This is a genomic window from Rhizobium terrae (assembly GCF_003425685.1).
Lineage (GTDB): Bacteria > Pseudomonadota > Alphaproteobacteria > Rhizobiales > Rhizobiaceae > Neorhizobium > Neorhizobium terrae.
Genome location: NZ_QJKM01000005.1, coordinates 392,946 through 419,888, shown reverse-complemented (window position 1 = coordinate 419,888; position 26,943 = coordinate 392,946). Strand labels below are relative to the sequence as shown.

Genomic DNA, 26,943 nt, shown 5'->3' with positions numbered 1-26,943 from the left:
TCGAACGAGATGTTGCGCACGACCGTGCGCCATTCGTCGTTCACCCGAAACGACGTCGAGAGATTGCGCACCGAAAGCACAGGGGTCACAGACCCCCCGCCCTCTTCCATCGAAGTGCCCGAAAGCAGCATGGAGTTCTCCTTCCGTTATCAGGCGGCAAGCGCGGTTTCGGCAAGCGTCACCCAATAGCTGACGCCATAGGGGATCGCCTCGTCGTTGAAGTCGTAAGCCGCATTGTGCAGGCTCGCGGTCTCGCCGTTGCCGATGAAGATGAAGGCACCCGGGCGCTTTTCCAGCATGTAGGAAAAATCCTCCGCCCCCATATGCGGCGCCATGCCGGTATTGACGGCTCTCGGACCGGCGACCTTGGCGGCGATCTCGACGGCGAAATCGGTCTCGTCGTCGTGGTTGAAGGTGACGGGATAGCCCCGGCGGTACATGACGTCCGCGGTCGCCCCGTGCGCGATCGCCGTCGACTGCGCCACTTCCGTCAGGCGCTTCTCGGCAAAGTCGCGGGTTTCCGGCAGAAGCGTGCGCACCGTGCCGGCGAGCTTCACGAAGGCCGGGATGACGTTGCTCGCCTCGCCGCCATGGATCGACGCGACGGTGACCACCAGCGACTTCAGGGGATCCGTCTCGCGCGAGACGATCGATTGCAGCGCCAGCACGATATGCGAGGAGACGAGGATCGGATCGATGGAATTGTGCGGCTGGGCGGCATGGCTGCCGCGGCCGTTGATGGTGATCTCGAACGTGTCCGCCGCCGCCATGATGCCGCCCTTGCGGATCGCGAAATTGCCGACCGGCAGGCGCGGTTCGTTGTGCATGCCGTAGACCTGGGCGATGCCGAACTTTTCCATCAGCCCGTCGTTGATCATGGCGAGCGCGCCGGCGCCGCCCTCTTCGGCCGGCTGGAAGATCACCGCCACCGCCCCTTTGAAATTGCGCGTTTCGGCAAGATATTGCGCGGCGCCCAAAAGCATGGCGGTGTGGCCGTCATGACCGCAGGAATGCGCCTTGCCCGGCGTCTTCGAGGCCCAGGGCTTGCCGGAGGTCTCGAAGATCGGCAGCGCGTCCATGTCGGCGCGGAAGCCGATCACTGGCCCCTCGCCCTGATTGCCCTTGATGATGCCGACCACGCCGGTCTTGCCGATGCCGGTTTCGACCACATCCACACCGAAGGATTTCAGCTTTCCGGCAACGAAGGCCGACGTCTGGTGAACGTCGTAGAGCAGCTCCGGATTCTCGTGGATATGGCGCCTCCATTCTGCGATCTCATCCTGCATTTCGGCGACGCGATTGATGACCGGCATTGCGATAACCCCATTGTTTTTTTGCTGTTTCCACTCTGGCCAAGATGGATGTCGGGCCGATATTGCGATGCCGCGCGAGGATTTTGCAAGCTTCAATTTTCAGTCTTGAACGGAAAATAGGCCTATGCTTAGATGGCTCAAAATTTGATCATGCTCGCCATTGGCGGCGAGGTGTAACCCGTTATCAAGATGGTTTTCGAGGAGGAAGAAGCGAGAAATACGCTGCGAAGTCAATAAGTTGAGGAAGGCGACTTCGCAGTCCCGAGGCTTACAAAAGCCGGCTTGACCGGCAGGCCCAACCACAACTCATAAGAGAACGACAAGGGGAATAGCAGCATGAAAAACCTCAAACTTCTTCTGGCCGGCACCGTTGCCGCGCTGGCCTTCGCCGGCTCCGCCGCGCATGCCGAACGCGGCACCGACGGGGATCTGAAGATCCTGTTCTGGCAGGCGGTTTCAACCATGAACCCCTACCTTTCCGGCGGCACCAAGGAAGTCTACGCGTCCTCGATGGTCATCGAGCCGCTCGCCCGCTACGACGAGAAGGGCGAACTCGTGCCGACGCTGGTCACCGAGATCCCGACCGTCCAGAACGGCGGCGTCGCCAAGGACCTCATGAGCATGACCTGGAAGATCAAGCCGGGCGTCAAGTGGTCGGACGGCACGCCGTTTACCGCCGACGACGTGATCTTCACCTGGAAATACTGCATCGCACCGGACGGCGGTTGCGCCCAGGCTGCGCAATACGAAGGTGTGAAGAGCGTCGAGGCGCCGACCCCGGACACGATCAAGATCACCTTCACCGAACCGAAGCCCTACCCCTACAGCGCCTTCGTCGGCGCCCAGTCGCCGGTCATCCAGAAGAAGCAGTTCGAAAACTGCGTTGGCGCCAAGGCTCCGGGCTGCACCTCGGCCAATTTCGGCCCGATCGGCACCGGCCCGTTCGTCGTCAAGGAATTTAAGCCGAACGACGTCATCACGCTGACGGCCAACACCAACTATCGCGATGCGGCCAAGCCCGCCTTCGCGAGTGTTACCCTCAAGGGCGGCGGCGACGCAGCCTCCGCAGCGCGCGCCGTTCTCGAAACCGGCGAATACGACTATGCCTGGAACATGCAGGTAGAGCCGGAAATCCTCGCCAAGATGGTCGCCGCCGGCAAGGGCAAGCTCGAAACCGCGTTCGGCACCCAGGTCGAGCGTATCAACCTCAACCACTACAATGCCGATCCGGCGCTCGGCGCAAAGCGCTCCACCAAGGAAGCCGGCCCGCATCCGTCGCTCTCGGATCCGGCCGTCCGCCGCGCGCTCTCGCTCGCCATCGACCGCAGCATCATCGTCGAGGCCGGTTACGGTGCCGCCGGCAAGGCGACCTGCAACATCGTTCCCGCGCCGGCCGCCGTCGCTTCCACCAAGAACGACAGCTGGTGCCTGAAGCAGGATATCGCGGCCGCCAACAAGCTGCTCGACGATGCGGGCTGGAAGAAGGGCCCGGACGGCATCCGCGCCAAGAACGGCGTGAAGCTCTCCTTCCTCTACGCGACCTCCACCAACTCGGTCCGCCAGGCGACCCAGGAACTGGTGAAGGACATGTGGTCGCAGATCGGCGTCGCCGCCGAACTGCGCAACGCCTCGGCCTCGGTCTTCTTCGGCGGCGACCCGGCAAGCCCGGATACCTTCCAGAAATTCTATGCCGACGTCGAAATGTACACCAACAACTTCGACGGCACCGACCCGGAAAAATACCTGGCGGAATGGCTCTGCGACAAGGTTCCCGGTCCGGCGAACGGCTGGCAGGGCCAGAACATTCCGCGTTACTGCAACCCGGCCTATGACAAGCTGGTCGGCGAACTCTCGAAGACCGCCGAACTCGACAAGCGTGCAACGCTTGCCAAGCAGCTCAACGACATGCTGACCGAAGAGGGCGCGCATATCCCGCTCGTCCACCGCGGCAGCGTCTCCTCGCATTCTCTGAAGCTCGCCGGCGTCAAGATGAATGCCTGGGACTCTGAATTGTGGAACGTCGCCGACTGGTCGCGCGCGAAGTAATGACGATCGCCGGGCCTGCTCCATGGCAGGCCCGGCGGCCGCATTTTTCTCCCGCGTAGTCCGGAGACGATTGAATGTTTACATACACCTTGCGGCGATTGCTCTTCGCAATCCCGACGCTGCTGATCATCAGCTTCGTCATCTTCGCGCTTCTTGATCTTGCGCCCAACGATCCCACCGGCGACCTGCCGCTGACGATCCCGCCGGAGGTTCGCGAACAGATTCGCGCATCGCTTGGCCTGGATCAGCCGTTCTTCTTCCGTTACCTTTATTGGCTGCAGCAGTTCTTCATCAACGAGCCGCTCAATATTTTCGAACGGCTCACCGGCTGGCAGATCGGTGATGGCGACCGGATGCGGGTCCTTTCCTGGGCGACGCGCAGCCCGGTGGTGGACCTGATTGTCCAGCGACTCCCCCAGACGCTCTGGGTCGTCGGCCTCGCCTATCTGTTCGGCGTGCTGATCGCCATTCCGATCGGCGTCATCTCCGCCTACAAGCAATACTCGATCTTCGACCAGGTCGGCACTTTCCTGGCGATGGTCGGTTATTCGGTGCCGACCTTCTTCACTGGCGTGCTGATGATCGTCATCTTCTCCTCCTATCTGCAATGGTTCCCGTCCGTCTACGACACCAACCTGGTGATCACGGACTTTTCGAGCTTCCTGCAGCAGGTTAAGCAGATGGCACTGCCCGTGACCGTGCTGGCGCTGTTCAACGCCTCGCAGATCACTCGCTTCGTGCGCGCCTCGATGCTGGACAACCTGCATCAGGACTATGTGCGCACGGCGCGTGCCAAGGGCGTCAAGGAAAAGGCCGTGCTGCTCGTCCACGTGCTGCGCAACAGCCTCATCCCGGTCGTCACCGTGATTGCGCTTGGCGTGCCGACCATCTTCTCCGGCGCCATCATCACCGAACAGATCTTTCGCGTGAACGGCCTCGGCCAGTTGCTGATCACCGCCGTCCAGGGGGCCGATATCCCGCTCGTGCAGACCCTGACCTTTATTTTCGCTGTGCTGATCGTGCTCTTCAACCTCATCGCCGACGTGCTTTACGGCATTCTTGACCCGAGGATCCGTTATGACTGATGCGACGATCACAACGGCTCCTCCCGTCAAGGCGGCTACCCCTGCCCGATCCGCCTTTGCCGACATGTGGCGCCAGTTCCGCTCCCACAAGGGTGGCGTGGCGGGGCTCGTCGTCTTCACGTTCATCGTGCTGGCGGTGTTTGTCGGCCCCTATATCCACCGCGTCGCGCCGAATGCCATCAACATCAGGGACAAGAACCAGTGGCCCTCATGGGCGCATCCCTTCGGCACCGACAACCTGGGCAAGGACATGCTGGCCCAGGTGCTCGCCGGCGGCCGCATCTCGCTGGCGGTCGGCATCACCGCCATGCTGCTCGCCCTCTTCCTCGGAACCCTGGTCGGCGTCCTCTCCGGCTATTTCCGCCGGCTGGACGGGCCGTTGATGCGCATCACCGACCTGTTCCTGGCCCTGCCGCTGCTGCCGCTGCTGCTCGTCATCCTCATGCTCTTCCGCGATACGCTGAGGGCTGCCTTCGGGCCGGAGACAGGCATCTTCATCCTGATCGTTTTCGTGATCGGCATCACCAGCTGGATGCACACCGCCCGCATCGTGCGCGGCGACGTGCTGGCTGTCAAAAGCCAGGAATTCATCCTGGCGGCGAAATCGAGCGGCATGCGGGAATACCGGATCATCCTGAAGCATATCCTGCCGAACGTGCTCTCCTCCATCATGGTCTCGGCCACATTGGGCATCGCGGCAGCGATCATCACGGAATCGGCGCTGAGTTTCCTCGGCCTCGGTTTCCCGTCGGACTTCCCCACCTGGGGCCGCCTGCTCTTCGACGGCGCCAACTTCCTGCAGCTCACGCCCTCCCGCGTGCTCTGGCCGGGGCTGGCGATTTCGATGACCGTGCTCAGCGTCAACTACATGGGCGACGCCATCCGCGACGCGCTCGATCCGCGCGCGCTCAAGCACTGAGATCGGCCGATCCCGAAACTCTCTGAAATGGCGGCTCCGGCCGCCATTTGCATTGCCGTGCCAGGAACGGCAGGGGCCGCTCGCAGTTAGGTTGCGGAACGGAAAAGCCGTTCGTCACCAGCCAACGAGGAAACGCAGATGAACTGGAATCAGGTTGAAGGCAATTGGGAACAATTCAAGGGCAAGGTCCAGACCCAGTGGGGCAAGCTCACCGGCGACGATCTCGACGTGATTGCCGGCAGCCGCAAACAGCTCGCGGGCAAGATCCAGGAGCGCTACGGCAAGGCGGAGGAGGAGGCCGACCGCGAAGTTGACGACTGGCTGCGCCGCCATTGAATTTTTTTTGAAACCCTTGGAACCTATTTCCGGGGTGCCCGTTATACCACTGTTCGAAGGCGACCCCCCGTCCCCCGCCCTACAAAAGCCTTCGGACAGACTCTTCAATCCCCCTCGAAGAGACGAACTGGGTCGGCTCCGTCAAACCGGAACCGACCCAGCTCAGTTTTGGGCGCAGGTTTGGTGAGTGGTGAGTGGTGAGTGGTGAGTGGTGAGTGGTGAGTGGTGAGTGGTGAGTGGTGAGTGGTAATTTTGTTGTGAAGACAGCCTATTCAAGCCCGCTCTGAAGCATGTCCCAAACGTGTCCATCAATTTGCGACACCGACATGCGGAAAAACAAGAATCTAAAGCGTGGCAAGCGAATCTGAAAGATCCCGACGCGCTTTAACCTACAAGCCACTACTCACTACCGACTAACACCCCTCCCTAATCTCCTCCTGTCTCCAGCGGAAACACCAGCCGATAGCTGATCCTCTCGTTCGAGATGGTATAATTGGCTTTGCCGTTGACCGAGGCCGGCACGACCCTTTCGAGTACGGTGCTGCCAAAATGTGCCTTTAGCGCCTCGTCCTGCTGGTCCGGTCTGGCGTTGGGATCGAGGATTTCGTCCCAGATCATTTCGAGCGTGTCGTGGCCGTTCACCGGCATGCGGGTGCAGGTGACGTTGATGATCCGGCCGCTCCGAAGCAGTGAGCCATGGCTGACGGCGTTGACGATCAGCTCGTGCAGCGCCAGGCCGAGATGCAGAGACGCATTGGGCGTCAAGAGCAGGTTGTCGCCATGTACCCGCACGAGATGCTTGTTTTCCGGCAGGTATTTTTCTGTCTGCTGCTGTACCAGTTCGAAGAAATAGGCGCCACGCCAGCTGGAATCGGTAATCAGGTCCTGGCTCTGCGACAGCGAATAGAGCCGTCCCCGGAACTTGTGCAGGAAAAGCTCCAGCGAGCCGGAATAGCGGGCCGTCTGCAGCGCGATGCTCTGGATGATGGCGAGCAGGTTCTTCGAACGGTGGCTGACCTCTCGCAGAAGCGCCCGCAGAAGTCGCTCGCGATGCCGCTCCTCGGAGCGGTCGACGATCGTAGTCACCAGATGCACACCGCCTCTAGCGAATTCCACGGCCTGCACCCGAAACTCGTAGACCTGCTCGGTACCGATGATGATTTCGATATGCCCCTTGTTGCCGGGTTCGGTCATGGCCTGCTTCAGGGTCGAGAGCTTGGAGGCGACCTCCTCGCCGAAGAGGGTGAGGTCGCTCGGGGTTGCCACATGTTCGATGGCCCAGAGTTCGGGCAGGTTGGTGACGAAAAGATAATTGCCGCGTGCATCCTGGATGATGACGCTGGCACCGAGATCCACCAGCGCGGGCATGAAAAATTCGCGTAACTTGTCATCACTCTGACCAGCTTGCTGCCATGTCAGGGGATGCACCAATTTCCTCACTCCGTCTGCGTGCTTCCGGGGAAAACCGGGTGTCCTCGAAGTGAACTCCCGGGGATATTCATGAGCATTGGCCGTTTATAAGACGTCACGCGCGCCGGAACAACCCGACGACGAGAGATATCGGCAGCACGATAAGGAATGGAAAGAGCAGGATTGCGCCTATACCAGCCGGTACGCCGGCAATACTGCCCAAACGGAGGGCAGAAGCGCCGGCTACCGCAAGCAGGAAGACAAGAGCACAGTACAACATGGCTTTTCTCCACTCGGATGCGCCAAAACGCTGCCTGCAGCCATTTGTTCCTGTCCTGCTTCGCCGGCCCGCACCTTATCCTTGGTCGTCAAGCTGCGGCCTTCACGGCCTCGTTGAAGAACAGCGCCTGGCTGATCAGCGCCTTTACCATGTCCGGATTGAACGGCTTGGTCACCAAGAAGGCCGGCTCTGGTCGTTCACCCGTCAGGAGCCGTTCCGGGAAGGCCGTGATGAAGATCACCGGCACGCTGGAGGATTTCAGGATTTCATTGACTGCGTCGATGCCGGAGCTGCCGTCGGCGAGCTGGATATCGGCGAGCACCATCTTCGGGTGGGAGGAGTTGAAGAGCGATACCGCTTCCTTATGGGTGCGGGCGATGCCGGTGACGCGATGGCCGAGATCCTGCACCATCTGCTCGATATCGAGAGCGATCAAAGGTTCGTCTTCGATGATCATGATGTCGGTGGCGACCTGCCTTGAGATTTCGCGGGTTGCTTCATCGAGCAAGCGGTTCACCTCGGCGATGCCGACGTCGAGGACTTCTGCAGTTTCTTCGAGGGAGAAACCTTCGACCGAAATCAGGAGGAATGCATGCCGTGCCTGCGAAGGCAGTGTCGCCAGGTTGGCAGCGGCACGCTGCTCCCAGGCGAAAGGCGATTCGATCGGCCTGATCTCGATGTTGGTGGAACCAAAAATCGCGACAAAGAGTTTATAAAGCGAAACACGGTCCTTGGACGTTTCCGGAAATATGGAAACATCTGCAATCAGAGCCTCCAGGACCGCCGCAACATACGCGTCTCCCGAAGTCTGTGAACCGGTGACGGCGCGCGCATACCGACGCAGATATGGAAGGTGAGACGCAACGCGTGTGGTGAGTGACATACAAGATCTCCCCTGATGCCCGGTGGGCAATTGACCAGTTATCAACGTGGACTCGCAAAAAAAGTTCCGCAAGGAGGGAACTTTTTTTGCCGCCGCGAATTTTTCTGCCCGACGATATCGCAACAGGCTGCCCGCGTGATGAGTGACGACGACAATAGAAAAAAAGATGAGATGACGACAATTCAAACCCACGAAGTCAGGCCAGGAGCGGTGCAGCCGAACGCGTCCATTTCCCGAAAACTGCGCGAGTTTTACGACGCCGTGCAGGAAGAGGGAATTCCAGATCGCTTTCTGGAGCTTCTCGAACGCCTCGAACAGGCTGAAAAGAACGCCAAACCGGTGAATGTAAAATGAGTAAGGAGGAAGAGATCGACGATCGCGGCTTCAAGCGCGACCTCCTTGCATCCCTGCCCAACCTGCGCGCCTTCGCAGTCTCCCTGACAGGGCGGCATGACAAGGCCGACGATTTGGTGCAGGACACGATCATGAAGGCCTGGGCCAACCAGTCGAGCTTCACCGCCGGAACCAACATGCGGGCCTGGCTGTTTACCATCCTGCGCAACGAATTCTACAGCCAGATGCGCAAGCGCGGCCGCGAGGTGCAGGACAGCGACGGTCTGTTCAGCGAGCGGTTTTCGGTGCATCCGGAACAATATGGCCGGCTCGACCTGCAGGATTTCCGCAAGGCGCTCGATAAGCTGCCGGACGACCAGCGCGAGGCGATCGTCCTCGTCGGTGCCGCCGGTTTCGCCTACGAGGAAGCGGCCGCGATCTGCGGCTGCGCCGTCGGCACGATCAAAAGCCGCGTCAGCCGCGCCCGCACTCGCCTTCAGGAGCTTCTCGGCGTCACCGGCGAGGGCGACTACGGACCGGATGCGGACAATGCGGCGATCACCGCGAGAGCATTCGGAAGCTGATCGCGTTCCTCGAATGCCGCTCAGATCCGGGCGGCATTCCTGACCGCCTCGACCAGATGGTGGTCGTTAAATGGCTTGGCGACGACCGGAACACCTGCCCATCCGTCCATGCCGGCCATGTCCTCCTCGCCGAGCGTGGTGAAGACAAGGCCGGCGCCGGCGGCGCGCAACCGCCGGGCCGCCTCCCCTTTGCCATCGATGAGTGTTGAATCGATCACCACCACGTCGAATTCCCGACGTTCCAGTTCCACCGGATAGTTCCGCGGCGTGGCGATCTGGATCTCACATGCAAATGCCTCGGCGAGGACCCGCTCCACCTCCATGGCGACAAGAAACTCCTGATCAACGATAAGAATGCGCAACAAACCCAGCCCGTGATTTTCAACAATGCAATCCGGCTAGATCACCGAAAGAATCCCTGGTCATTTAAAAATGACATCCGTCGCGCCTACCTGCGACAATCATCGGCTGGCGGCATGGGAGGGATCCATTCGGACGGGCACCTGCTCAGCATCGACAGGCGAAGCTCGGCCTGTCTTCTCGCGTTCCGGACAGGCGGATTCGTGCGGCGGCGGATGCGCGGCCGGACAATCCCTCACTCTGTCTTTGAACCAGCAGCACGTCGCCGATACGCTCGGCCATACGACCAAGACGCTGAGGAAACTTGTCGATCAGGAGTTAATCTGCCGGCTTGGCCGCGGCTGCGAAAGGCTGGACCGTGCAGGGGCTGCATCGTGTCGCGGGATCGCGGCGCCTGCGGAAGGCAGACGACCATGCATTCGGGCCCCGAGGCCGGTTACTCGGCCGGGTCGTTGTAACGGCTGGCCGAACCCATGTTCTTCATGACGAGGAAACCAAGACCGGCAGCGACCGAGGCCATGAGCAGCGGCCGCGATTTGATCACCAGGGGCAGTGCGGAGAGCGCCGCGGTCAGCATGAGAGCCTTGCTGCTGTTGGACGCCGCGGCTTCCCGCTTGCGGCGCTCTTCGGCGTGGTTGGCCAAAGCCGCCCAGAGGATTATCACCAGACCCAGCACCAGAGCGCCCCCGGCGACCGCAAGAAGGGCGACCGGCAGGCCCCAGATCTGGCCGAGATAGACGGCGAGGGCCGCAACCGCCAGGGCATAGGCCGTCAGCAGGAAAACGAGCGCGATGGCATAGAGGATCGCGTTCCTTTTCAGCTTGCTTATGAACGCCGCGATGTCCATCGCGGCGAGCGAGGCCAGAAGCGGTCCCAATCCCGTCATCATCACAAAAGGTCCCGTTATCAGCGACGCGTCATCAGCGCGAACAGGAAACCGACGCCGGCGGCGATGGCGACGGCCTGGATAGGGTTCGTGCGGATCTGGCGTTCCAGGTCCCGTTCCAGCGAAACGGCCTGCTCGCGCGCCGCTTCCACCATATGCATGGACGCGTCGGCGGCCTCGCTGGCGGCCCGGCGGGCCCTGCCCTTCACTTCGCCTGCCTTCTCGTTGCCGACCGCGGCGACCGTCCTGGCGAGATTGGCGATATCTTCGCGAAGCTGCTGCAGCTGGGTTTCGATGTCGTTCGGCGGAGTGACGCCATTACGGTTGCGGGTGAATTCGGTCTGCGGGCCGGTAGTGGTAGCGGGCATGTCTATCTCCTTTGCTCGGATAAATCCTGGGCGCACCGCGGTGTGCCCACCTTGCGAAAAATCAAATGGCGCGGAAGATAGGGAGAGGGCTGATTGCCGGGATCAGGACACCCAGCAACAGAACGCCCCCATCCGGAACCTCCCCGCTCGGCGCGTGACGAGCGCGCCTCTTTCAAGCTGCGGCCGGTGAACGCGGCAAAAGCGTGATGGTTCCCGGCTCGATCGCCGCAGGGCTCAAAAAAATGCTTCGGAATGCGCCCAAGAGCCTTGATGTCAGGCGACGGGCGGCTCCGGCCAGATGGCAATGCCGCCGGTCCATTCTTCGAAGCCGCGGGAAAGCTTCAGCACGAGAAGATCGCCGAAGCGCGGGCCGACGATCTGCAGCCCGATCGGCATGCCGGAGCGCGAGAAGCCGCAATTGATCGACGAGGCCGGCTGTTCCGACATGTTCCACGGCACGGTAAAGCCGATATGCTCGAACGGCTTCGCCGGGTCGTTGGTGGGCGAAGCCCATTCCGCCGGATAGGAGACGATCGGGTTGGTCGGCGAAATGACCGCATCGACGGTCGAGAAAAGCCTGCCGCAGGCCTTGCGCATCTCGATCGTCTGGTTGAAGCCACGCACGGCCTCGACCCCGGAAATATAGGTACCCCCTTCGGCCCACTGGTAGATATAGGGCAGGATCAGGGCACGGCGCTCCTCCGGCATCTTCTCGATGTCGCCCCAGAAGCGCGACCGCCAGAAATTGTCGAGCCCGTCCAGCATGACGCGGTTGAGCACCGGGCCGACCGGAATGATCTCCGCCCCCGCCGCCTCGAAACGCTTCGCAGCCGCCACGACGGCGTCGCGGACCTCGTCGTCGACGGGCAGTCCGATCCCCGCGTCCAGCATCAGGCCGATCTTCATGCCCTTCACGTCGATATCGAAATCCAGCCAGTTGAAATCGTTGGGCGGCAGCGAGGTGCCGTCGCGCCAGTCCGGCCGCGACAGCGTCGCCATCGAGATCGCGGTGTCCTCGACAGTGCGGGTCATCGGTCCGGCGCAGCGTCCGACGTAATAGGGATCGACGGGGATGCGGCCATGGCTCGGCTTGAAGCCGAACAGCCCCGTCCAGCCGGCCGGCAGGCGCACCGAGCCGCCGATATCCGTGCCGATGTGCAAGGGTCCGAAACTCGCCGCACCGGCAGCCGAAGCCCCGGCGCTGGAACCGCCGGGGTTCTGCGTCAGGTCCCATGGATTGCGGCTGAGATGATGGAAGCTCGACAGGCCAGAGGACAACATGCCGTAGTCCGGACAGGTCGTTTTCGCAAAGATGACCGCGCCGTCCTCCCGCAAGCGGGCTGCGATCGGGGCGTCCTCCGCGGCCGGCAGGAGTTCGACGGCGGCTGTCCCGAGCGGCACCGGGTCGCCCTTGGTGGCGATCAGCTCCTTCAACGTTACGGGTATGCCGTCCAGCGTGCCGAGCGTCGCGCCCTTCATCCACCGCTCGGTGGAAGCCGCGGCCTGCGCCCGCGCACCCTCGGGATCGTAGAGGTAAAGCGCCCTGACATGCGGCTCGAAGGCGGCAATCCGCTCCTCGACCGCCAGCCAGTATTCCGAGGGCGAGAGTTTCTTCGCTGCGTAGAGAAACAGAATTTCGCGAATCGTCAGCTTCAGGAGATCGTTCATGGGAATGTCTTCGTGTTCAAAAAGTCAGGAATCATCACGCGGATCAAGTAAATCGCGCAACCCGTCGCCGAGCATGTTGAGGCCGAGCACCGCGAGCGCGATTGCCATGCCCGGCATCAGTGCCAGCCAGGGCGCTTGGCCGAGGAAGGTCTGGGCATCCGCCAGCATCCGCCCCCAGGTCGGGTTCGGCGGCGGCATGCCGAGGCCGAGGAAGGAAAGGCCGGCTTCGGTGAGGATCGCGAGCCCCAGCTGGATCGTCACCTGCACGATGATCTGGTTGGATATGTTCGGCAGCACGTGCGCCAGCGTGATCTTCGCCTTCGACCGGCCCATGCCGATCGCCGCCATCACATAGTCGCGGGTCCAGATCTGCAGCGCCGCCCCAAGCGTCAGCCGCGCGAAAACCGGCACCATGAACGTGCCGATCGCGATGATCGCGGTGAAGCGGCCGGACCCGATGAAGGCGCCGAGCATCATCGCCGACAGGATCGGTGGAATCGCGAAGACGATGTCGCAGCCGCGCATGACCACGAGTTCCACCCAGCCGCGCCGCATCGCGACGGTGACGCCGACCGCCGTGCCGACGGAAGCACCCAGCGCTACGGCAAGGATCGAGGTCGAAAGTGAGTTCCAGGCCCCGACCATCAGCATCGAGGCGACGTCCCGGCCAAACTGGTCGGTGCCGAGCAAACCGAAATCGAACGGCGCCTTGAGCTTGTGGACGATGTTCATCCTGCTTGGCGGCAGCGGCGTCCAGACGAGTGAAAGCAGCGCCACGGCAAATAGCGCCAGCGTGACGACGAGGCCGATGAAAAAGACGGGGCGACGCAACACTTTCGTCATTGGGCATTGGCCCTCAGACGCGGATCGATCGCCAGATAGGCAAGATCGACCAGGAAGTTCATGACGATGACCAAGCCCGAGAAGAACAATACCACATCCTGCATGACGATGATGTCGCGCTGGGACAGCGCCTGATAGGCAAGCCGGCCGAGCCCCGGCAGATTGAAGACGTTTTCCACCAGCACCGCGCCGGCGATCAGGAAGGTAAACTGCAGGCCGAGCATGGTGACGACCGGGAGAGCCGCGTTCGGCACCGCATGCCGCCAGATGGCGACGCCATCGCTCAAGCCCTTGGCGCGCGCGGTGCGGACGAAATCCTCGTTCATCACTTCCAGTAAGGCCGTGCGGGCAACGCGGGTGAGTACGCCCGCCTGCGGCAGGGCCAGCGCCACTGCCGGCATCAGCAATGCCTGCAAGCCGGCGAAAAGTCCGGCATTCCACCCCGGAAAACCGCCCGCCGGCATCCAGCCGAGCATGGAGGAAAAGGCGATGATCAGCAGCAGCCCGACCCAGAAGGCCGGCACGGCGATGCTGACATAGGAGAAGAAGCCCGCGACGAAATCGAAGACGCCATTGTGCTTTCGCGCCGCCTGCACGCCGAGCGGAATGGCGATCAAAACCGACAGCACGATCGCCATCAGCGCCAGCGGCAGCGTCACCGCCAACCGTTCGGCGATCAGCCCCGCGACCGGCACCCCATAGGTATAGGACTGCCCGAGATCGCCCCGGAACACACCCGCGAGCCACGCGAGATATCTGACCGGCAGCGGCTGATCGAGCCCGAGCTGGCTGCGCAGCGCCGCCAGCGTCTCCGGGCTCGCCGAGGTCCCGAGCATGATCGCCGCCGGATCGCCGGGCAGCAGGTCCATGATGACGAAGATCAATAGGGAGACAATGAGAAGCGTAACGATGAGGGAGAGAATACGGCGGATGAGGATGGAGATCATAACCCCGGAACTCCCTTCTCCCCCCTTGCGGGGGAGATGTAAGCGGAGCTGACAGAGAGGGATGGGGCAGCGAACTCAATGACCCATGGAACAATGGCCCATGGAATATGTGGAACCACCCCCCTCTGCGTTGCCAGGCATCTCTCCGGCAAGGGGAGAGACTGGTGTGCCGCGCCGCCCTGCCCCATCAAATCGTCACTCGGCCCAGGAAACATCCGTCAGGACGTTCGACGGAATAGGCTCGTTCTCCCAAAGCCCCTTCACCTTCGCATCCCACACGCCAAGCTTCGGCATCACGAACAGAAACAGCGACGGCACGTCGTGGGCCAGAATGGTCTGGGCTTCGCCGTAGAGCTTTTCTTGTTCGGCGGCATCCGACGTCGCCTCGACCTTGGCCAGGATGTCGTTGAAGGCCGGGTTCTTGTAGTTGAAATAGTAGGGATCGCGCGCGTAGATGTCGATGTCCATCGGCTCGGCGTGCGCGACGATGGTCATGTCGTAATCGGCCGCCTTCAAGACGTCCGCCACCCACTTGGCCGGAAATTCGGTCGTCTCGATCTTCATCGTCACGCCGATTTCGGCAAACATCGCCTGCAGGATCTGCGAGGAGCGCTGCGCATAGGCCATCTGCGGCGCCTTCATGGTGAAGGTGAAGCCGTTCGGATAACCGGCTTCCGTAAGCAGAGCCTTGGCCTTCGCCGCATCGAAGGGGTAGACGCCGGTCAGGTCCTTGTAACCGCGATCGTTCGGCGTGTAGTGACTGCCGATCGGCGTGCCGTAGCCCGACCATGCCCCCTCGACGACGGTCGCACGGTCCACCGCCATCATCAGCGCCTGCCGCACTCGTCTGTCGGAGAACGGCTTGCGCGTGTTGTTCATGCCGGCAACGACCTTGAGCTCGGTGTTGCCGATGACGGTCGCAAGCTTCTTGTCGCCCTCGAAGGACTTGATCAGTTCCGGCGCCCCGAATTCCGGGAAGGCATCGACATCACCGGCCTTCAGCGCCGCGGCCTGCGCCTGCGGGTCGCCGATAAAGCGGAAAGCGGCCGTGTCGAGCTTCACCGAAACCGACTTGTTCCAATAGTCGGCATTTTTGGCGAGATCCACTTTGGACCCCTTGGCCCAGGCGACGAATTTGAACGGACCGGTGCCGACCGGCGTCGTCTTGTTGTCGGCCGCCGATTTCGGCTCGACGATGACGGAGGACGGCCAGCCGAGCCAGTAGAGTAGGCTGCCAGCGGGCTGCTTCAGCTTCAGCACCAGCGTCGCCGCGTCCGGCGTCTCGATGGTATCGATCGAAGCGAAATAGCGCTTCTGCGGATTGACGCTGTCGGCCCCGCGGGCGCGATCGATCGAGAATTTCGCCACCGAACTGTCGAAGGCGACGCCGTTATGGAATTTGACGCCCTGGCGCAGCTTGAACGTATAGGTCTTGCCGTCCGGCGAGATCTGCCAGCTTTCGGCCAGCTGCGGCTGCACCTTGCCGGCGCGGTCGATGGTGGTCAGGCCTTCGAAAATGTTCTGCCAGGTCACCTGCCCGATCGCCACGGGTGCCGCGATCGTCGGGTCGAGCCCGCTCGGCTCGACGGCCATGCCGACCGTTACCGCCGTTTTCGGCGCGGCCTCGGCGCCGGATTGCGCGAGAAGAACACCGGCTGCCATCGCAAGGCCGAAAGTGGCCCCCTTCAGCATGGTCGCCGAACCCCAGAATCTCATCCTGCCCATCAAAATCCCCTTTTTTGGAATACGACCCAGCCTGATCGGCACCTGCGGGATCGTCGATTGCCAAAAGTGTGTCATTTCGCAGGTGCACACACAATGCAGAATTTTGTGTGCTCTGTGTAGCCGAAAACGCTACACGAACGGATTTATCCGGCAGCTTTCCGCCGCGTGGATTTTCGCGTGTCGGCGCCGCGCATGAAACCCTCGATGAAATCGACCAGCTTGCCGGCGGCGAAGGAAAGCTGGCGGTCGGGAGCGACGCAAAGGTCGATCGGCGTGCGAACCGCCCTGCCGGAAACGACAGGCACGGCGGCGAGCTGCCCAGCCTCGATCTCCCGCTGCACCGCAAGCGCCGGAAGCAGCGTCACGGTGGCGCGGCGCAGCACCAGTTCCTTCAGCATTTCCAGCGAACCGGTGACGAAGACGGGGTCGAGCGTCAGCCCGTCTTTGGAAAACACGTCCTCGAAGGCCTGCCGGGCGCTGAAACTCTTGTCCGGCAGGGCAAGCGGCATCTGCACGAGATCGCGCAGAGTAAATTCCTTCGCGCCTGCGGCGGCATGGTCGGCCGCCATGATGACGTCATAGGTGAGTTCGGAGCGTACCCGCACCTTGACGCCGGAAATTTTTGGTGCAAACAGCGTCACGACGAGATCGGCCTCAGCCGCCGCCAGCGCCTCCACCGCCTCACGGGCGCTGGTAATCGCCACCTCGAAGCGGAGCTTGGGATACCGCAGGCTGAATTCCGCCAGGACGGGCGCCAGCAGGTTCGCAACCGTCGCGCCGTTGGCGTAGATCACTACTCTGCCCCGCTGCAGCCCCTGCAGGTCGTCGATCAGCTGGTGGACGTGTTCGAGTTCGCGCAGCGTCTTGCCGGCGCGGGCGGCCAGCAGCTCTCCCGCCGCCGTCAGCTTGATGCCGCGATTGCTGCGCTCGACGAGCGGCGTGCCGAAATAATGTTCGAGGTTCTCGATCTGCCGGGACACGGCAGTGGCGGCGACATTGAGGTTTTCCGCCGCCGCCCGCATGGAATTCGTGCGCACCAGTTCATCGAAATACATAAGCGCGCGAAGCTGCATGCCATCCCACTGCGTTGAGCCAACTCCGGGAAAATGTGTAGCGGTTTCCGTCGGAAATTGCGCAGAAAATCAACAAAAAGCTCAGCCGCGGCGAAAACCTTCGCTGGCGACGAGCAGCTGACGCGTATAATCGGCGGAAAACTCGCGCTTTTCCAGAGCTTTTGCCGGCACCGTCTCGACCACCTCGCCGCCCTTCATCACAGCCAGCCGTTCGCACATGTGGCTGATGACGCCGAGATCGTGGCTGACCATGACAAAGGTGAGGTTGCGGTCACGCCGCGCCTGTTCGAGCAGGTTCAGGATTTCCGCCTGGATCGAGGCGTCGAGCGCCGACGTGGGCTCGTCGAGCAGCAGAATTTTCGGCTCCAGGATCAGCGCCCGGGCAATGGCGATACGCTGCCGCTGACCGCCGGAAAGCTGGTGCGAATAGCGGAAGCGGAAACCGGCGCCCAATCCCACCTCGTCCAGCGCCCGGGTGATGCGCGGCTCGACATCCGTGAACCCATGGATCACCAGCGGTTCGAGCAGCAGCCGGTCGACGGTCTGGCGCGGGTGCAGCGAGCCATAGGGGTCCTGAAACACCATCTGGACGGTGCGGTAGAACTGCTTGTCTCGGCTGCGGCCGGAATAGGCGCGGCCGTTGACGGTCAGTGTCCCCTCCTCGAACGACGCAAGCCCCGCCACCGCGCGCAGCAAGGTCGATTTGCCCGAGCCGGATTCGCCGACGATACCGAAGGATTCGCCCTGGCCGACATCAAGATTGACACGGTTCAACGCCTTGAACTCGTCATAGGTGACGACCATGTCGCGGATGGAAAGTGCCGAGGTCATAGCGCCCACTCCGGTTTGCGGTCGAGCACGGGCAGCGGATGCCGGTCGGAGCCGATGGTCGGCAGACAGTTCAAGAGCCCGCGCGTGTATGGATGTTGCGCATTCGCAAGATCCGCAGACGGCAGTTCCTCGACGATCCGGCCCGCATACATGACGAGAACGCGGTCGCAGAAGGACGAGACGAGCCTGAGATCGTGGGAGATGAAGATCAGCCCCATGCCCCGCTCGGAGACCAGCTTGTCGAGAATGCCGAGCACTTCGAGCTGCACGGTGACGTCGAGCGCCGAGGTCGGCTCGTCGGCGATCAGCAGGTCCGGGCCGCAGACCAGCATCATGGCGATCATCGCCCGCTGGCCCATGCCGCCGGAGACTTCATGCGGATAGAGATCGAAAACGCGCTGCGGATCGCGGATCTGCACCGCCTCCAGCATGGCGAGCGCGCGTTGCTTCGCCTCGGAGGTTGAGACCTTCTCATGGGTCTTCAGCGTCTCGACGATCTGCCGGCCGATGGTCATCACCGGGTTCAGCGAGTATTTCGGGTCCTGCAGGATCATCGCAACCTGTCTGCCGCGCAGGCCGCGGCGCTCGGCCTTCCGCATGGTCAGCAGGTCATGGCCGCCGAAGGCCAGTTTTCGTGCAGTGATCTTCGCATGCGACGGGGTCAGGCCCATGATGGCACGGCCGGTCTGCGACTTGCCGGAACCGCTCTCGCCGACGATGCCGAGCCGCTCCTTGCCGAGCGAAAAGGAGACGCCGCGCACCGCTTGCACCTCGCCTGTGCGGGTCGGAAAGGTGACGCGAAGGTCTTCGACGGTCAGAAGAGGTGCCCCAGAAGTCCTCATTGGCCGGCCTCCTTCGGATCCAGCGCATCCCGCAGGCCGTCGCCGAGCAGGTTGAAGCCGAGGCTGACGACGAGGATCGCAAATCCGGGCATCGCGGCCACCCACCACTGATCGAGGATGAAACGGCGGCCCGATGCGATCATCGCCCCCCATTCGGGCAGTGGCGGCTGCGCGCCGAGGCCGAGAAAGCCGAGGCCTGCGGCGGTGAGGATGATGCCGGCCATGTCGAGCGTGACGCGCACGATCAACGAGGACACGCAAAGCGGCATGACGTGGCGCAGCACGATCCTGAATGGCGAGGCACCCATCAGCTTTACCGCGGCGATGAATTCCGAATTGCGGAAGGTCAGCGTCTCGGCCCGGGCGATGCGTGCATAGGGCGGCCAGGAGGTGACGGCGATCGCCAGGATCGCGTTTTCGATGCCGGGTCCGAGGGCGGCGACCAGCGCCAGCGCCAGCACCAGCTTCGGGAAGGCCAGGAAGATGTCGGTGACGCGCATCAGAACCGCATCCAGCCAGCCGCCCGCATAACCGGAAGCCGTGCCGACCACGAGGCCTATGGGTGCTGCGATGATCGCCACCAGCACCACGACCAGCAGGGTCAACCGCGAACCGTAGATCAGCCGCGAGAGGATGTCGCGGCCCTGGTCGTCGGTGCCGAGCAGATAACCTTCCGAGCCCATCGGCAGCAGGCGGGCATTGCGCAGATCCCCCACCACCGGATCATGCGGTGCCAGCACATCCGCGAAGGCGGCGACCAGGAGAAGCAGGATCAGGATAGCGAGCCCCACCAGCGCCAGCCGGTTTTCGGCAAAACGGCGCCAGACGATATAGGCACGGCCGAGCCGGGCTTGCCTGCGCGAGGCCGGCCGGTCGGAGAGCAGCCAGGCCCGGCTGTAGGGTTTCAATGTTGCTTCCGCGTTGCTCATCGGCTGCGCGTCCTCGGGTCGAGTGTCCGATAGAGAAGATCGGAGAAGATGTTGATGCCGACGAAGACGGCCCCGATCACCAGCGTGCCGCCGAGAACCGCATTCATGTCGGCATTCTGCAGCGAGTTGGTGATGTAGAGGCCGAGCCCCGGCCAGGAGAAGATGGTCTCGGTCAGAACCGAGCCTTCCAGAAGGTTTGCATAGGAAAGTGCGATGACGGTCACCAGCGGCACGGCGGCGTTGCGCAGCGCGTGGAACCAGATGATCCGGGGTTCCGAGAGGCCTTTCGCCCGCGCCGCGACCACATATTCCTGGGAAAGCTCGTTCAGCATGAAGGAGCGGGTCATGCGGCTTATATAGGCGAGCGAGAAGTAACCGAGCAGCGCGCCGGGCAGCGCGATGTGACGGAAGAGATCCCACACCACCTCCCATTGGCCCTGCATGGCGGCATCGAGGAGATAGAAGCCGGTCTGCGGCGTGAAACTGTACTCGTAGACGACATCGACGCGACCGGGAAAGGCGGCCCATCGCAGCTGCGCGTAGAAGAGCACAAGCGCCAGGAGCCCGAGCCAGAAGATCGGCACCGAATAACCGATCAGGCCGATGACGCGGACGATCTGGTCGGCGAGACTGCCGCGCCTGACGGCCGCGAGAACACCTAGCGGAATGCCGAGGATCGCCCCGATCAGCGTACCGATCGTCGCAAGCTCCATGGTCGCCGGGAAGACCCGCTTGATATCTTCCAGCACCGGATTGCTGGTCAGCACCGAGGTGCCCAGATCGCCGGAAAGCGCCTGTTTCGTGTAGATCCAGAACTGCTGGTAGAGCGGCAGGTTGAGGCCGAGTTCGATGCGGGTCCGCTCGTAGAGATGGGCGGGCGCCCGGTCGCCGACGATCGCCAGCACGGGGTCGATAGGCACGACCCGGCCGATGAAGAACGTGACGAGCAACAGCCCGAAAATGGTCGTGACCACCGTCACCGCAAAACGCAGGACGGAGGCCATGGCAGACGAAGCACGGCGCCGATTGCGCCGTGTCGCCACGCTTGTTTCAGAAAGGGTCAACGAACCGACCTTAGTCCTTGGAGACGTTGAACACGTAGTTCGTGTCGAAGGTCGGGCCGAGCTTGAAATCCTTCACGCCCTTGCCGACGCCGGCCACTTCCGTCTGCTGGTAGACGAGAACGAACGGCCCGCTCTGCAGAACCTTCTTCTGCAGGTTCGCGTAGATCGCCGCGCGTTTGGCCGAATCCCGCTCCAGGAAGCCGGTCTTAGTCTCCTTGGTCAGCTCCGGAATATCCCAGGCATTGCGCCAGGCGAGCGTCTTCGTGGTACCGTCGTCGGCATTGTTCGGGTTCGAGGTGAAGGTTTCCGCGTTGGAGTTCGGGTCCCAGTAGTCGACGCCCCACAGGCCGATATAGATGTCGTGCGTACGGGCGCGATACTTGGTCAGCGTCTGCTTGCCGTCACCCGGGATGATCTCCATCTTGATTCCGGCCTGACCGAAAGTCTGCTGGATCGACTCCGCGATACCCGTGGTCGGCTGCGTGTTGCGCACATCCATCGTCACCGAGAACCCATCCTTCAGGCCGGCCTTGGCGAGCAGTTCCTTGGCCTTGGCGACGTCGAGCTTATAGGGCTTGTCGTCGATCGAGCCGAGGATGCCCTTCGGCAGGAAGGTCTGGTGGATTTCGCCGACGCCCTTGATCAGCGTCGCACCGATCGCGTCGTAATCGACGAGGTATTTCATCGCCTCGACGACTTCCGGCTTCTTCAGGTTCGGGTTCTTTTGGTTGAGGCTGAAATAGAAGACCGAGCCTTTCGGCTGGCTGGTGATCGTCGTGCCCTTCTTGGCGACAGCGTCGATATCGTTGGGCTCGAGGTTGCGGGCCACGTCGATGTCGTTGTTGTCGAGGGCGAGGCGTTGCGCGGCGCTCTCCTTCATGTGGCGATAGATGACGCGGTTGAGCTTCGGCTTCTCGCCCCAGTAATTGTCGTTGCGTTCCAGCACGATTACTTCGTTGGCACGCCATTCGCGCACCTTGTAGGGGCCGGAACCGGCGAAATTGGTCTTCAGCCAGGCGTTGCCGTAATCGTCGTTGGTGACATGCTGCGAGACGAGCTTCTTGTCGACTACCGCCGCGACGGTCGCGGTCAGGCAGTTCAGCACGAAGGACGGCGCATAGGGCTGGTCGACGGTCAGCACGAAGGTATTGGCGTCCTTGGCGACGGCCTTGCTCGTGATATTGTCCTTCTTCAGTCCGAACTGGTTGAGGATGAAGGCCGGCGGGCCGTCGATCTTGACGGAGCGCTCGAAGGAATAGGCGACGTCTTCGGCGGTAATCGGGTTGCCGGAGGCGAATTTCAGGCCGGATTTCAGCTTGAACGTATAGGTGAGGCCGTCGTCGGATACCGTCCAGCTTTCCGCAAGATCCGGCTTCACTTTCGAGGTGTCGGCGATGTCGAGCCGGACGAGACGGTCATAGCTGTTGCCGCCGATTTCGCCGGCCGAAAATTCGAAGGCCTGGCCCGGATCGAGCGTGATGATGTCGTCGAAGGCAAGCCCGATGACGAGCGTATCCTTCGGCGTGATGGCGAACGCCTGCGGCGCGACGGCGAGCATGACTGCCAGTGCGGCGCCCGTGGTCAGCAGACGGATTCGTCCCTTGAATGAATGGAGCATGGTCTGGTTTTCCCCTTTGGTTCTTTGGACCTTTGAGGAAAGCCGACCCTCATTCGTGCCAGGCCTTCCCCAAAACTCTGAGCCAGTTTTCCCGGCAAAGCTTTATTAGTTCTCCGCTACCGTAGCCCGCGTTCCTGAGTGCCGCAACCAGATTTTGATTTCCCGCAGCGTCATGAATCTCTTCGGGAATCGAGGCACCGTCGAAATCCGAGCCAAGCGCCACGTGGTCGATGCCCATGCGGTTCACCATGTGGTCGACATGGCGCACCATGTCGGAAAGCGGCGTCGAGACATTGTCGCGGCCGTCCGGGCGCAGCATCGTCACGGCGTAGTTCAGGCCGACGAGGCCGCCGCTTTCCTTGACCGCGTCGAGCTGGCGGTCGGTGAGGTTGCGGGCGACCGGCGTCAGCGCATGCGCGTTCGAATGGCTGGCGATCAGCGGCTGATCGGTGGTCTTCGCCACATCCCAGAAGCCTTTCTCGGTGATATGCGCAAGGTCGATCAGGATGCCGAGCCTGTTGCAGGCCCTGACGAGTTCGAAGCCGAGATCGGTGAGACCGGCACCGGTATCCGGCGACATGGGATAGGCGAAAGGCACCCCGTGACCAAAGATGTTGTGGCGGCTCCAGACGGGACCGAGCGAGCGCAAACCTGCGGCATAAAAGACTTCGAGATTGTCGAGATCGGGATCGATCGCCTCGCAGCCTTCCATATGCATGACGGCGGCGAAGATGCCGTCTCCCATGGCCTTGCGGATGTCGGCCGTCGAGCGGCAGAGCCTCCAGCCGCCGGCCCGGTCGAGACGAAGGGCGATCGAGGCCTTTTCGAGCGCGACCGTCAGCGACGGCAGATGATCGAGGGGCGCCGACATCGGCGTCACGTAATGGCCGTCCGCATCGGGTTCCTTGAGCACGAGATCGCCGGAGGGAATGTAGATGGCGCAGAGACCGCCGGCGAGACCGCCCTGCCTGGCGCGCGGGCCGTCGATATGACCGCTCGTGGTGCCGTTCATGAACTCGGCGATCGGATCGCCGCCCGCCTTCATGTTCCGCCAGAGCCTTAGGAGCACGTCGTTATGGCCGTCGAACACCAGTTCCATGAAATCCATTCCCGATTTTTTTTGAAAGTTCCCGAGGTGAGTGGTGGTGCGATCCTAGTCAGCCGACCGCCTTTCGCAAGGCTCAAATTGCCTCAGGCAGCCCCCTTCAGGCGGTCCAGATACCCTCGCCTGCCGTCTTCAGCATCGGCGTCCGGAAAGCGCCGACCACGCGCGGCCACCATTGCGGCCCGAAGGCGTCGAGCTTGCCGTGCCAGCGTTCCGACTGCAGCATGGCGGCGCCGATCACCACCGGTTCTATGCCGAGCGAAGCCATCAGCGAAAGGCCGGAAACGATCGAGGTACCGCTGGAGATCACGTCGTCCACCAGCGCGACGCGTTTGCCGCGGATAAGCGGCAGCATGCGCGGATCGACATAAAGCCGCTTCTGCTGTTCCGGTGTGGTGATCGAGGAAAGCGGCACGGAAAGCGTCTCGTCGTACCAGAATTTCCTGGACGTCCCGAGCGGCACGTAACGGCTGAAGCCGAGCGATCGCGCGACGGCTGCCGCAAGCGTCAGCCCGAGCGTCGGCAGGCCCACGATCACTTCCGGCCGGTGCGCCGCCAGCTTCGGCGCCAGATCGGCGGCCAGCGCATCCTGCACGTCGAAACTCGCCTGGTTGATGATGAGCGAGGCAAGCGCGTGTTCGCCATCGGCCAGCGGCCGGATCGGCAGGCGGATTTGGCTGCCATCGTCAAGAGCCGCCGGATAGAAGCCGGAAAACGGCCCGGCCGGGTCGAACGTGCCGGGCGGGTGGACCTCCTGCCAGAAATCATGCGGCTGCATCGCTTCGCCCTATTCGAGAATATCGAGAATCGGAGACTCCGATACCGTGCCTTTGGCGACATCGGCAATGCCGCGATCGGTCTGGTGAGGACCGGGATTGCAGGCGAGCGTCGCGCCGAAACAGGCCTTGAAGACCAGATATGGCGGCTGCCAGTCGACGACGCGGTCCATCGCCGCGCGGATCTTCCGGAAACCTTCGGCGACCTCTTCCATCGGTGCATCGGATACGAGGCCGGAAAGCCGCAGCGGCAGAAGCACCTCGACCTTGCCGCCGGTCGCCACCGCCATGCCGCCGCCGGCCTCGATCACCGCATTGGCGGCGGCGGCCATATCGGCGGGATCGGAACCGAAGACGGTGAGGTTGTGGCTGTCATGGGCAAGCGTGGTCGCGAAAGCACCCTTCCATTTGCCCCAGCCGGTCAGGAACCCAAGACGGGTGCGGCTGTCGGCGCGGCCGTGGCGGTGGGTCACGGCGATCAGCGTCGTGCCTTCCGGGGGTACCACATAACCGTCGGCGACATCCGCATCCGTCTGCCCCCAGCGCGTGAAACGCGGGCGATCGATGGTCGCGAGGCGAACCTTTTTGCCGGTTGCGGGCAGTTTGAAACTCTCCGCCGCGACCGGCGCGAGCTTGACGGAATTCTGCAGCAGCCAGGAATCTGTCGGGTGAAGGGGCACCGTCATCACACCCTCGCGGGCAATCGGCGTGCCGCTGACGATCACCTGGCGGGCGCGGAAACTCTTGAGATCCTCGAAGAGAACGATATCCGCCCGGCGGCCGGCGGCGATCAGGCCGAGATCGGCGCGGCCGATCCGCACCGATGCGTTGAGGGTCGCCGCCTGCAGCGCCCATTCGGCTTTGAGCCCGTAGCGCACCAGCCGCCGAACCACGTCGTCGAGACCGCCGCCGTCGACGAGATCGTCCGGGAAGACGTCGTCGGTGCAGAGCGTCACCGTCTGCGGCAGATGGCCGAGCGTATTGAGCGCCTCGACGAATTCCGGCAGCAGGTGATCGTGCGAGCCGCGCAGCTCGATCGTCAGGCCGGCACGGAGCTTCGCCATCAGGTCGTCGCCGGAAACCAGCTCGTGGTCGGAGGTGACGCCCGCCGCCATGAAAGCCGCAAGATCCGGGCCTGCGAGACTGCGGGCATGGCCGCAGACGAGCTTCTCCGACACGAGGGCGGCCTGTACGATGCCGCTCATGCGCGGATCGCGGTCGATCACGCCGCGCATGTTCATGACTTCGGCCAACCCGGCGATCTTCGGCCAGAACAGCATTTCCTCGATCGTGGCGGCATCGAAATCGGCGCCGGCCACTTCGAGGCCAGGCGCCGACGGCACGCAGGACGGAGCGAGCACGACGGCGCGCAGCGGCAGCGGCTTTGCCGCTTCCAGCGCCCAGGCGACGCCTTCCGTCCCATGCACATTGCCGAATTCGTGCGGATCCCAGACCACGGTGGTGACGCCGCGCGGCAGCACGGCGCCCGCATAGGTCGCCGGCGTCACCATCGAGCTTTCGATATGCATGTGGGTGTCGATCAGGCCGGGCGAAACGAAGGTGCCGGTCGCATCGATGATCTCGGCGGCATCCGAACGGGAGCCCGCCGCGTGGACGCTGGCGATGACCGGTCCGACGAGACCGATATCGGCCGGTCGCAGCTCGCCCGTCACCATGTCGACCAGCGTGCCGCCGGTGATCAGGATGTCGAAAGGCCCGTCGCCACGTGCGGCTATCACAACGCGGTCGCGAAAGACCGGTTCGGTAAACTCCTGCACCGTTGCAATGATGTTCTTCACCAGCTCGCCTCCGCCCGCAACGTTTCCAGAATGACTGCCTTCGCTTTGTCGACATCGATCTCGACGCCATAGGCCGCATTGAACTCCGCCCGTCCGGGCCGCACCTCGATCACCGTCCGGCCGCGCGTCAGCGCCCCGGAAAGCTCGACGTCGAGGCGCGCCTCGCGCCAGGTCACATGATCCGGATAGGCGAAGGCCACCGCCGCCACCGCATCGTAGAGCGCCATGGCCGGCCGGCCGCGGCTGGTGGCGATCGCAACGAAACCGTCCAGAAGATCGGCGACGAGTTCCGCGTTGCGGCCGCCCGCCTCGCGCACCGGCGCCACGTCTTCCGGCCCGCAGAGAACCTTGCGGCAGAGATCGAGATCGACCATCCGGAACGGGATCTTGTGGGCCAGCACGATCGCCAGCGCTTCCGGATCGGCAAAGGCGTTGAACTCGGCCGAGGCCGTGTGATTGCCGGTCGTCACCCCGCCGCCCATCCAGGTGAGGTTGGTGATCTTCGCCGCGAGATCGGGCCGCGCCAGCGCCACCGCCGCAATGTTGGTCAGCGGTCCGAGCGCCATGATGCGCCGCTCGCCTTCGCTTTTTTCCAGCCAGGCGCAAAGCGCCTCGAAGGCATAGGCATGGAACATATCGTTCGCTTCGGGAAGTGTCTGCCCGACCGTCGGAATGCCGGTATCGCCGAGCACGTCGGTCGCCGTCTGCAACTGCCCGAGCACCGGCATGGCACGCCCCGCATGGATTGGAAACGGCCAGACAAACGCCGCTGCGGCGCCCGCCGCGTTTCGCCGGACGTGATCCAGCGGCGCATTGCCGAAGGAGAGCGAGACGCCGTCGATGGAAAGGCCCGCATGCGCCGCAACCATGATCGCCGCGATGTCGTCGAACCCCATGTCCGTATCGATCCAGATGCCCAT

The 26,943-nt window shown here is 62.8% G+C and carries 26 protein-coding genes; 6 read left to right on the top strand and 20 right to left on the bottom strand.

Translation table 11 applies throughout. The features are described from left to right. Positions 1-149: 149 nt before the first annotated feature. A complete protein-coding gene (locus tag DMO26_RS12095) occupies positions 150-1,313 on the bottom strand; it encodes a M20 aminoacylase family protein (RefSeq protein WP_162894828.1) in 1,164 nt (387 codons plus the stop codon). 336 nt (positions 1,314-1,649) lie between these two features. Between DMO26_RS12095 and DMO26_RS12090 the strand changes: the two genes are divergently transcribed. The 4 genes from DMO26_RS12090 (at position 1,650) to DMO26_RS12075 (ending at position 5,699) form a co-directional block, all read left to right on the top strand. Continuing rightward, the gene (locus DMO26_RS12090; RefSeq protein WP_117192286.1) at positions 1,650-3,359 is read left to right on the top strand and encodes a peptide ABC transporter substrate-binding protein; all 1,710 of its coding nucleotides are present in this window, start codon (positions 1,650-1,652) and stop codon (positions 3,357-3,359) included. A 74-nt stretch (positions 3,360-3,433) separates the two neighbouring features. Beyond that, the gene (locus DMO26_RS12085; protein WP_117192285.1) at positions 3,434-4,444 is read left to right on the top strand and encodes an ABC transporter permease; all 1,011 of its coding nucleotides are present in this window, start codon (positions 3,434-3,436) and stop codon (positions 4,442-4,444) included. Continuing rightward, positions 4,437-5,363: an ABC transporter permease gene (locus DMO26_RS12080; protein ID WP_117192284.1), complete on the top strand. Its 927-nt coding sequence runs from the start codon at positions 4,437-4,439 to the stop codon at positions 5,361-5,363. Before DMO26_RS12085 ends, DMO26_RS12080 begins: the two co-directional genes overlap by 8 nt. A gap of 138 nt (positions 5,364-5,501) precedes the next feature. Further along, positions 5,502-5,699 (top strand): CsbD family protein, encoded by a 198-nt coding sequence (locus DMO26_RS12075; protein WP_117192283.1) that lies wholly within the window; start codon positions 5,502-5,504, stop codon positions 5,697-5,699. Between the two features lie 426 nt (positions 5,700-6,125). Here DMO26_RS12075 and DMO26_RS12070 read toward each other — a convergent pair whose 3' ends face one another. Together DMO26_RS12070 and DMO26_RS12060 are read right to left on the bottom strand one after the other, a co-directional pair. Next, positions 6,126-7,067, bottom strand: coding sequence for a sensor histidine kinase (locus DMO26_RS12070; protein WP_226951270.1), 942 nt, complete (start codon positions 7,065-7,067; stop codon positions 6,126-6,128). 410 nt (positions 7,068-7,477) lie between these two features. Continuing rightward, on the bottom strand, positions 7,478-8,272 hold the full coding sequence (locus DMO26_RS12060) for a response regulator (protein ID WP_117192280.1): 795 nt from the start codon (positions 8,270-8,272) through the stop codon (positions 7,478-7,480). A gap of 171 nt (positions 8,273-8,443) precedes the next feature. Between DMO26_RS12060 and DMO26_RS12055 the strand changes: the two genes are divergently transcribed. Next, the gene (locus DMO26_RS12055) at positions 8,444-8,626 is read left to right on the top strand and encodes a NepR family anti-sigma factor (RefSeq protein WP_117192335.1); all 183 of its coding nucleotides are present in this window, start codon (positions 8,444-8,446) and stop codon (positions 8,624-8,626) included. Next, complete coding sequence (locus tag DMO26_RS12050; protein ID WP_117192279.1) at positions 8,623-9,189, top strand: RNA polymerase sigma factor; 567 nt, start codon at positions 8,623-8,625, stop codon at positions 9,187-9,189. Before DMO26_RS12055 ends, DMO26_RS12050 begins: the two co-directional genes overlap by 4 nt. 20 nt (positions 9,190-9,209) lie before the next feature. Here DMO26_RS12050 and DMO26_RS12045 read toward each other — a convergent pair whose 3' ends face one another. The 17 genes from DMO26_RS12045 to DMO26_RS11965 all read right to left on the bottom strand — a co-directional run bounded on the left by DMO26_RS12045 (position 9,210) and on the right by DMO26_RS11965 (position 26,943). Then, positions 9,210-9,551, bottom strand: a complete 342-nt coding sequence (locus tag DMO26_RS12045) for a response regulator (RefSeq protein WP_162894826.1) — start codon at positions 9,549-9,551, stop codon at positions 9,210-9,212. Between the two features lie 434 nt (positions 9,552-9,985). Then, a complete protein-coding gene (locus tag DMO26_RS12040; protein ID WP_117192277.1) occupies positions 9,986-10,438 on the bottom strand; it encodes a hypothetical protein in 453 nt (150 codons plus the stop codon). Between the two features lie 17 nt (positions 10,439-10,455). After that, positions 10,456-10,803: a DUF883 family protein gene (locus DMO26_RS12035; protein ID WP_117192276.1), complete on the bottom strand. Its 348-nt coding sequence runs from the start codon at positions 10,801-10,803 to the stop codon at positions 10,456-10,458. A gap of 273 nt (positions 10,804-11,076) precedes the next feature. Continuing rightward, positions 11,077-12,471: an amidase gene (locus tag DMO26_RS12030; protein ID WP_117192275.1), complete on the bottom strand. Its 1,395-nt coding sequence runs from the start codon at positions 12,469-12,471 to the stop codon at positions 11,077-11,079. A 24-nt stretch (positions 12,472-12,495) separates the two neighbouring features. After that, positions 12,496-13,314 carry an ABC transporter permease gene (locus DMO26_RS12025; RefSeq protein WP_117192274.1) on the bottom strand — a complete coding sequence of 273 codons (819 nt, stop codon included), beginning with the start codon at positions 13,312-13,314 and terminating at the stop codon, positions 12,496-12,498. After that, positions 13,311-14,261: an ABC transporter permease gene (locus DMO26_RS12020; protein ID WP_117192273.1), complete on the bottom strand. Its 951-nt coding sequence runs from the start codon at positions 14,259-14,261 to the stop codon at positions 13,311-13,313. The genes DMO26_RS12025 and DMO26_RS12020 overlap by 4 nt, the downstream gene beginning before the upstream one ends. Before the next feature lie 195 nt (positions 14,262-14,456). After that, entirely contained in the window at positions 14,457-15,953 is a 1,497-nt protein-coding gene (locus DMO26_RS12015; RefSeq protein ID WP_404947045.1) for an ABC transporter substrate-binding protein, read from the bottom strand. A gap of 176 nt (positions 15,954-16,129) precedes the next feature. After that, complete coding sequence (locus tag DMO26_RS12010) at positions 16,130-17,059, bottom strand: LysR family transcriptional regulator (RefSeq protein WP_117192271.1); 930 nt, start codon at positions 17,057-17,059, stop codon at positions 16,130-16,132. Positions 17,060-17,140: 81 nt separating this feature from the next. Next, positions 17,141-17,890: an ABC transporter ATP-binding protein gene (locus tag DMO26_RS12005; RefSeq protein WP_117192270.1), complete on the bottom strand. Its 750-nt coding sequence runs from the start codon at positions 17,888-17,890 to the stop codon at positions 17,141-17,143. Beyond that, positions 17,887-18,732, bottom strand: a complete 846-nt coding sequence (locus tag DMO26_RS12000) for an ABC transporter ATP-binding protein (RefSeq protein ID WP_117192269.1) — start codon at positions 18,730-18,732, stop codon at positions 17,887-17,889. Before DMO26_RS12000 ends, DMO26_RS12005 begins: the two co-directional genes overlap by 4 nt. Next, a complete protein-coding gene (locus DMO26_RS11995; RefSeq protein ID WP_117192268.1) occupies positions 18,729-19,661 on the bottom strand; it encodes an ABC transporter permease in 933 nt (310 codons plus the stop codon). Before DMO26_RS11995 ends, DMO26_RS12000 begins: the two co-directional genes overlap by 4 nt. Continuing rightward, complete coding sequence (locus tag DMO26_RS11990; RefSeq protein WP_404947044.1) at positions 19,658-20,665, bottom strand: ABC transporter permease; 1,008 nt, start codon at positions 20,663-20,665, stop codon at positions 19,658-19,660. The genes DMO26_RS11995 and DMO26_RS11990 overlap by 4 nt, the downstream gene beginning before the upstream one ends. A gap of 70 nt (positions 20,666-20,735) precedes the next feature. After that, entirely contained in the window at positions 20,736-22,343 is a 1,608-nt protein-coding gene (locus DMO26_RS11985) for an ABC transporter substrate-binding protein (RefSeq protein WP_117192266.1), read from the bottom strand. A 49-nt stretch (positions 22,344-22,392) separates the two neighbouring features. Then, entirely contained in the window at positions 22,393-23,442 is a 1,050-nt protein-coding gene (locus DMO26_RS11980) for a dipeptidase (protein WP_117192334.1), read from the bottom strand. A 106-nt stretch (positions 23,443-23,548) separates the two neighbouring features. Then, positions 23,549-24,226 carry a phosphoribosyltransferase gene (locus DMO26_RS11975; RefSeq protein ID WP_117192265.1) on the bottom strand — a complete coding sequence of 226 codons (678 nt, stop codon included), beginning with the start codon at positions 24,224-24,226 and terminating at the stop codon, positions 23,549-23,551. Positions 24,227-24,235: 9 nt separating this feature from the next. Continuing rightward, entirely contained in the window at positions 24,236-26,023 is a 1,788-nt protein-coding gene (locus DMO26_RS11970; RefSeq protein ID WP_404947036.1) for an adenine deaminase, read from the bottom strand. Next, a complete protein-coding gene (locus DMO26_RS11965; RefSeq protein ID WP_117192264.1) occupies positions 26,020-26,943 on the bottom strand; it encodes a nucleoside hydrolase in 924 nt (307 codons plus the stop codon). Before DMO26_RS11965 ends, DMO26_RS11970 begins: the two co-directional genes overlap by 4 nt.

Coding starts and splice junctions, on each gene's coding strand:
- DMO26_RS12070 (WP_226951270.1), bottom strand. CDS start 7,067: ATGCCCGCGCTGGTGGATCTCGGTGCCAGCGTCATCATCCAGGATGCA.
- DMO26_RS12085 (WP_117192285.1), top strand. CDS start 3,434: ATGTTTACATACACCTTGCGGCGATTGCTCTTCGCAATCCCGACGCTG.
- DMO26_RS12025 (WP_117192274.1), bottom strand. CDS start 13,314: ATGACGAAAGTGTTGCGTCGCCCCGTCTTTTTCATCGGCCTCGTCGTC.
- DMO26_RS12010 (WP_117192271.1), bottom strand. CDS start 17,059: ATGCAGCTTCGCGCGCTTATGTATTTCGATGAACTGGTGCGCACGAAT.
- DMO26_RS11995 (WP_117192268.1), bottom strand. CDS start 19,661: ATGAGCAACGCGGAAGCAACATTGAAACCCTACAGCCGGGCCTGGCTG.
- DMO26_RS11980 (WP_117192334.1), bottom strand. CDS start 23,442: ATGGAACTGGTGTTCGACGGCCATAACGACGTGCTCCTAAGGCTCTGG.
- DMO26_RS12075 (WP_117192283.1), top strand. CDS start 5,502: ATGAACTGGAATCAGGTTGAAGGCAATTGGGAACAATTCAAGGGCAAG.
- DMO26_RS12015 (WP_404947045.1), bottom strand. CDS start 15,953: ATGCTGAAGGGGGCCACTTTCGGCCTTGCGATGGCAGCCGGTGTTCTT.
- DMO26_RS12000 (WP_117192269.1), bottom strand. CDS start 18,732: ATGAGGACTTCTGGGGCACCTCTTCTGACCGTCGAAGACCTTCGCGTC.
- DMO26_RS12080 (WP_117192284.1), top strand. CDS start 4,437: ATGACTGATGCGACGATCACAACGGCTCCTCCCGTCAAGGCGGCTACC.
- DMO26_RS12060 (WP_117192280.1), bottom strand. CDS start 8,272: ATGTCACTCACCACACGCGTTGCGTCTCACCTTCCATATCTGCGTCGG.
- DMO26_RS12035 (WP_117192276.1), bottom strand. CDS start 10,803: ATGCCCGCTACCACTACCGGCCCGCAGACCGAATTCACCCGCAACCGT.
- DMO26_RS11985 (WP_117192266.1), bottom strand. CDS start 22,343: ATGCTCCATTCATTCAAGGGACGAATCCGTCTGCTGACCACGGGCGCC.
- DMO26_RS11990 (WP_404947044.1), bottom strand. CDS start 20,665: ATGGCCTCCGTCCTGCGTTTTGCGGTGACGGTGGTCACGACCATTTTC.
- DMO26_RS12005 (WP_117192270.1), bottom strand. CDS start 17,890: ATGACCTCGGCACTTTCCATCCGCGACATGGTCGTCACCTATGACGAG.
- DMO26_RS12020 (WP_117192273.1), bottom strand. CDS start 14,261: ATGATCTCCATCCTCATCCGCCGTATTCTCTCCCTCATCGTTACGCTT.
- DMO26_RS12095 (WP_162894828.1), bottom strand. CDS start 1,313: ATGCCGGTCATCAATCGCGTCGCCGAAATGCAGGATGAGATCGCAGAA.
- DMO26_RS11975 (WP_117192265.1), bottom strand. CDS start 24,226: ATGCAGCCGCATGATTTCTGGCAGGAGGTCCACCCGCCCGGCACGTTC.
- DMO26_RS12030 (WP_117192275.1), bottom strand. CDS start 12,471: ATGAACGATCTCCTGAAGCTGACGATTCGCGAAATTCTGTTTCTCTAC.
- DMO26_RS11965 (WP_117192264.1), bottom strand. CDS start 26,943: ATGGGCATCTGGATCGATACGGACATGGGGTTCGACGACATCGCGGCG.
- DMO26_RS12055 (WP_117192335.1), top strand. CDS start 8,444: ATGACGACAATTCAAACCCACGAAGTCAGGCCAGGAGCGGTGCAGCCG.
- DMO26_RS12090 (WP_117192286.1), top strand. CDS start 1,650: ATGAAAAACCTCAAACTTCTTCTGGCCGGCACCGTTGCCGCGCTGGCC.
- DMO26_RS12040 (WP_117192277.1), bottom strand. CDS start 10,438: ATGATGACGGGATTGGGACCGCTTCTGGCCTCGCTCGCCGCGATGGAC.
- DMO26_RS12050 (WP_117192279.1), top strand. CDS start 8,623: ATGAGTAAGGAGGAAGAGATCGACGATCGCGGCTTCAAGCGCGACCTC.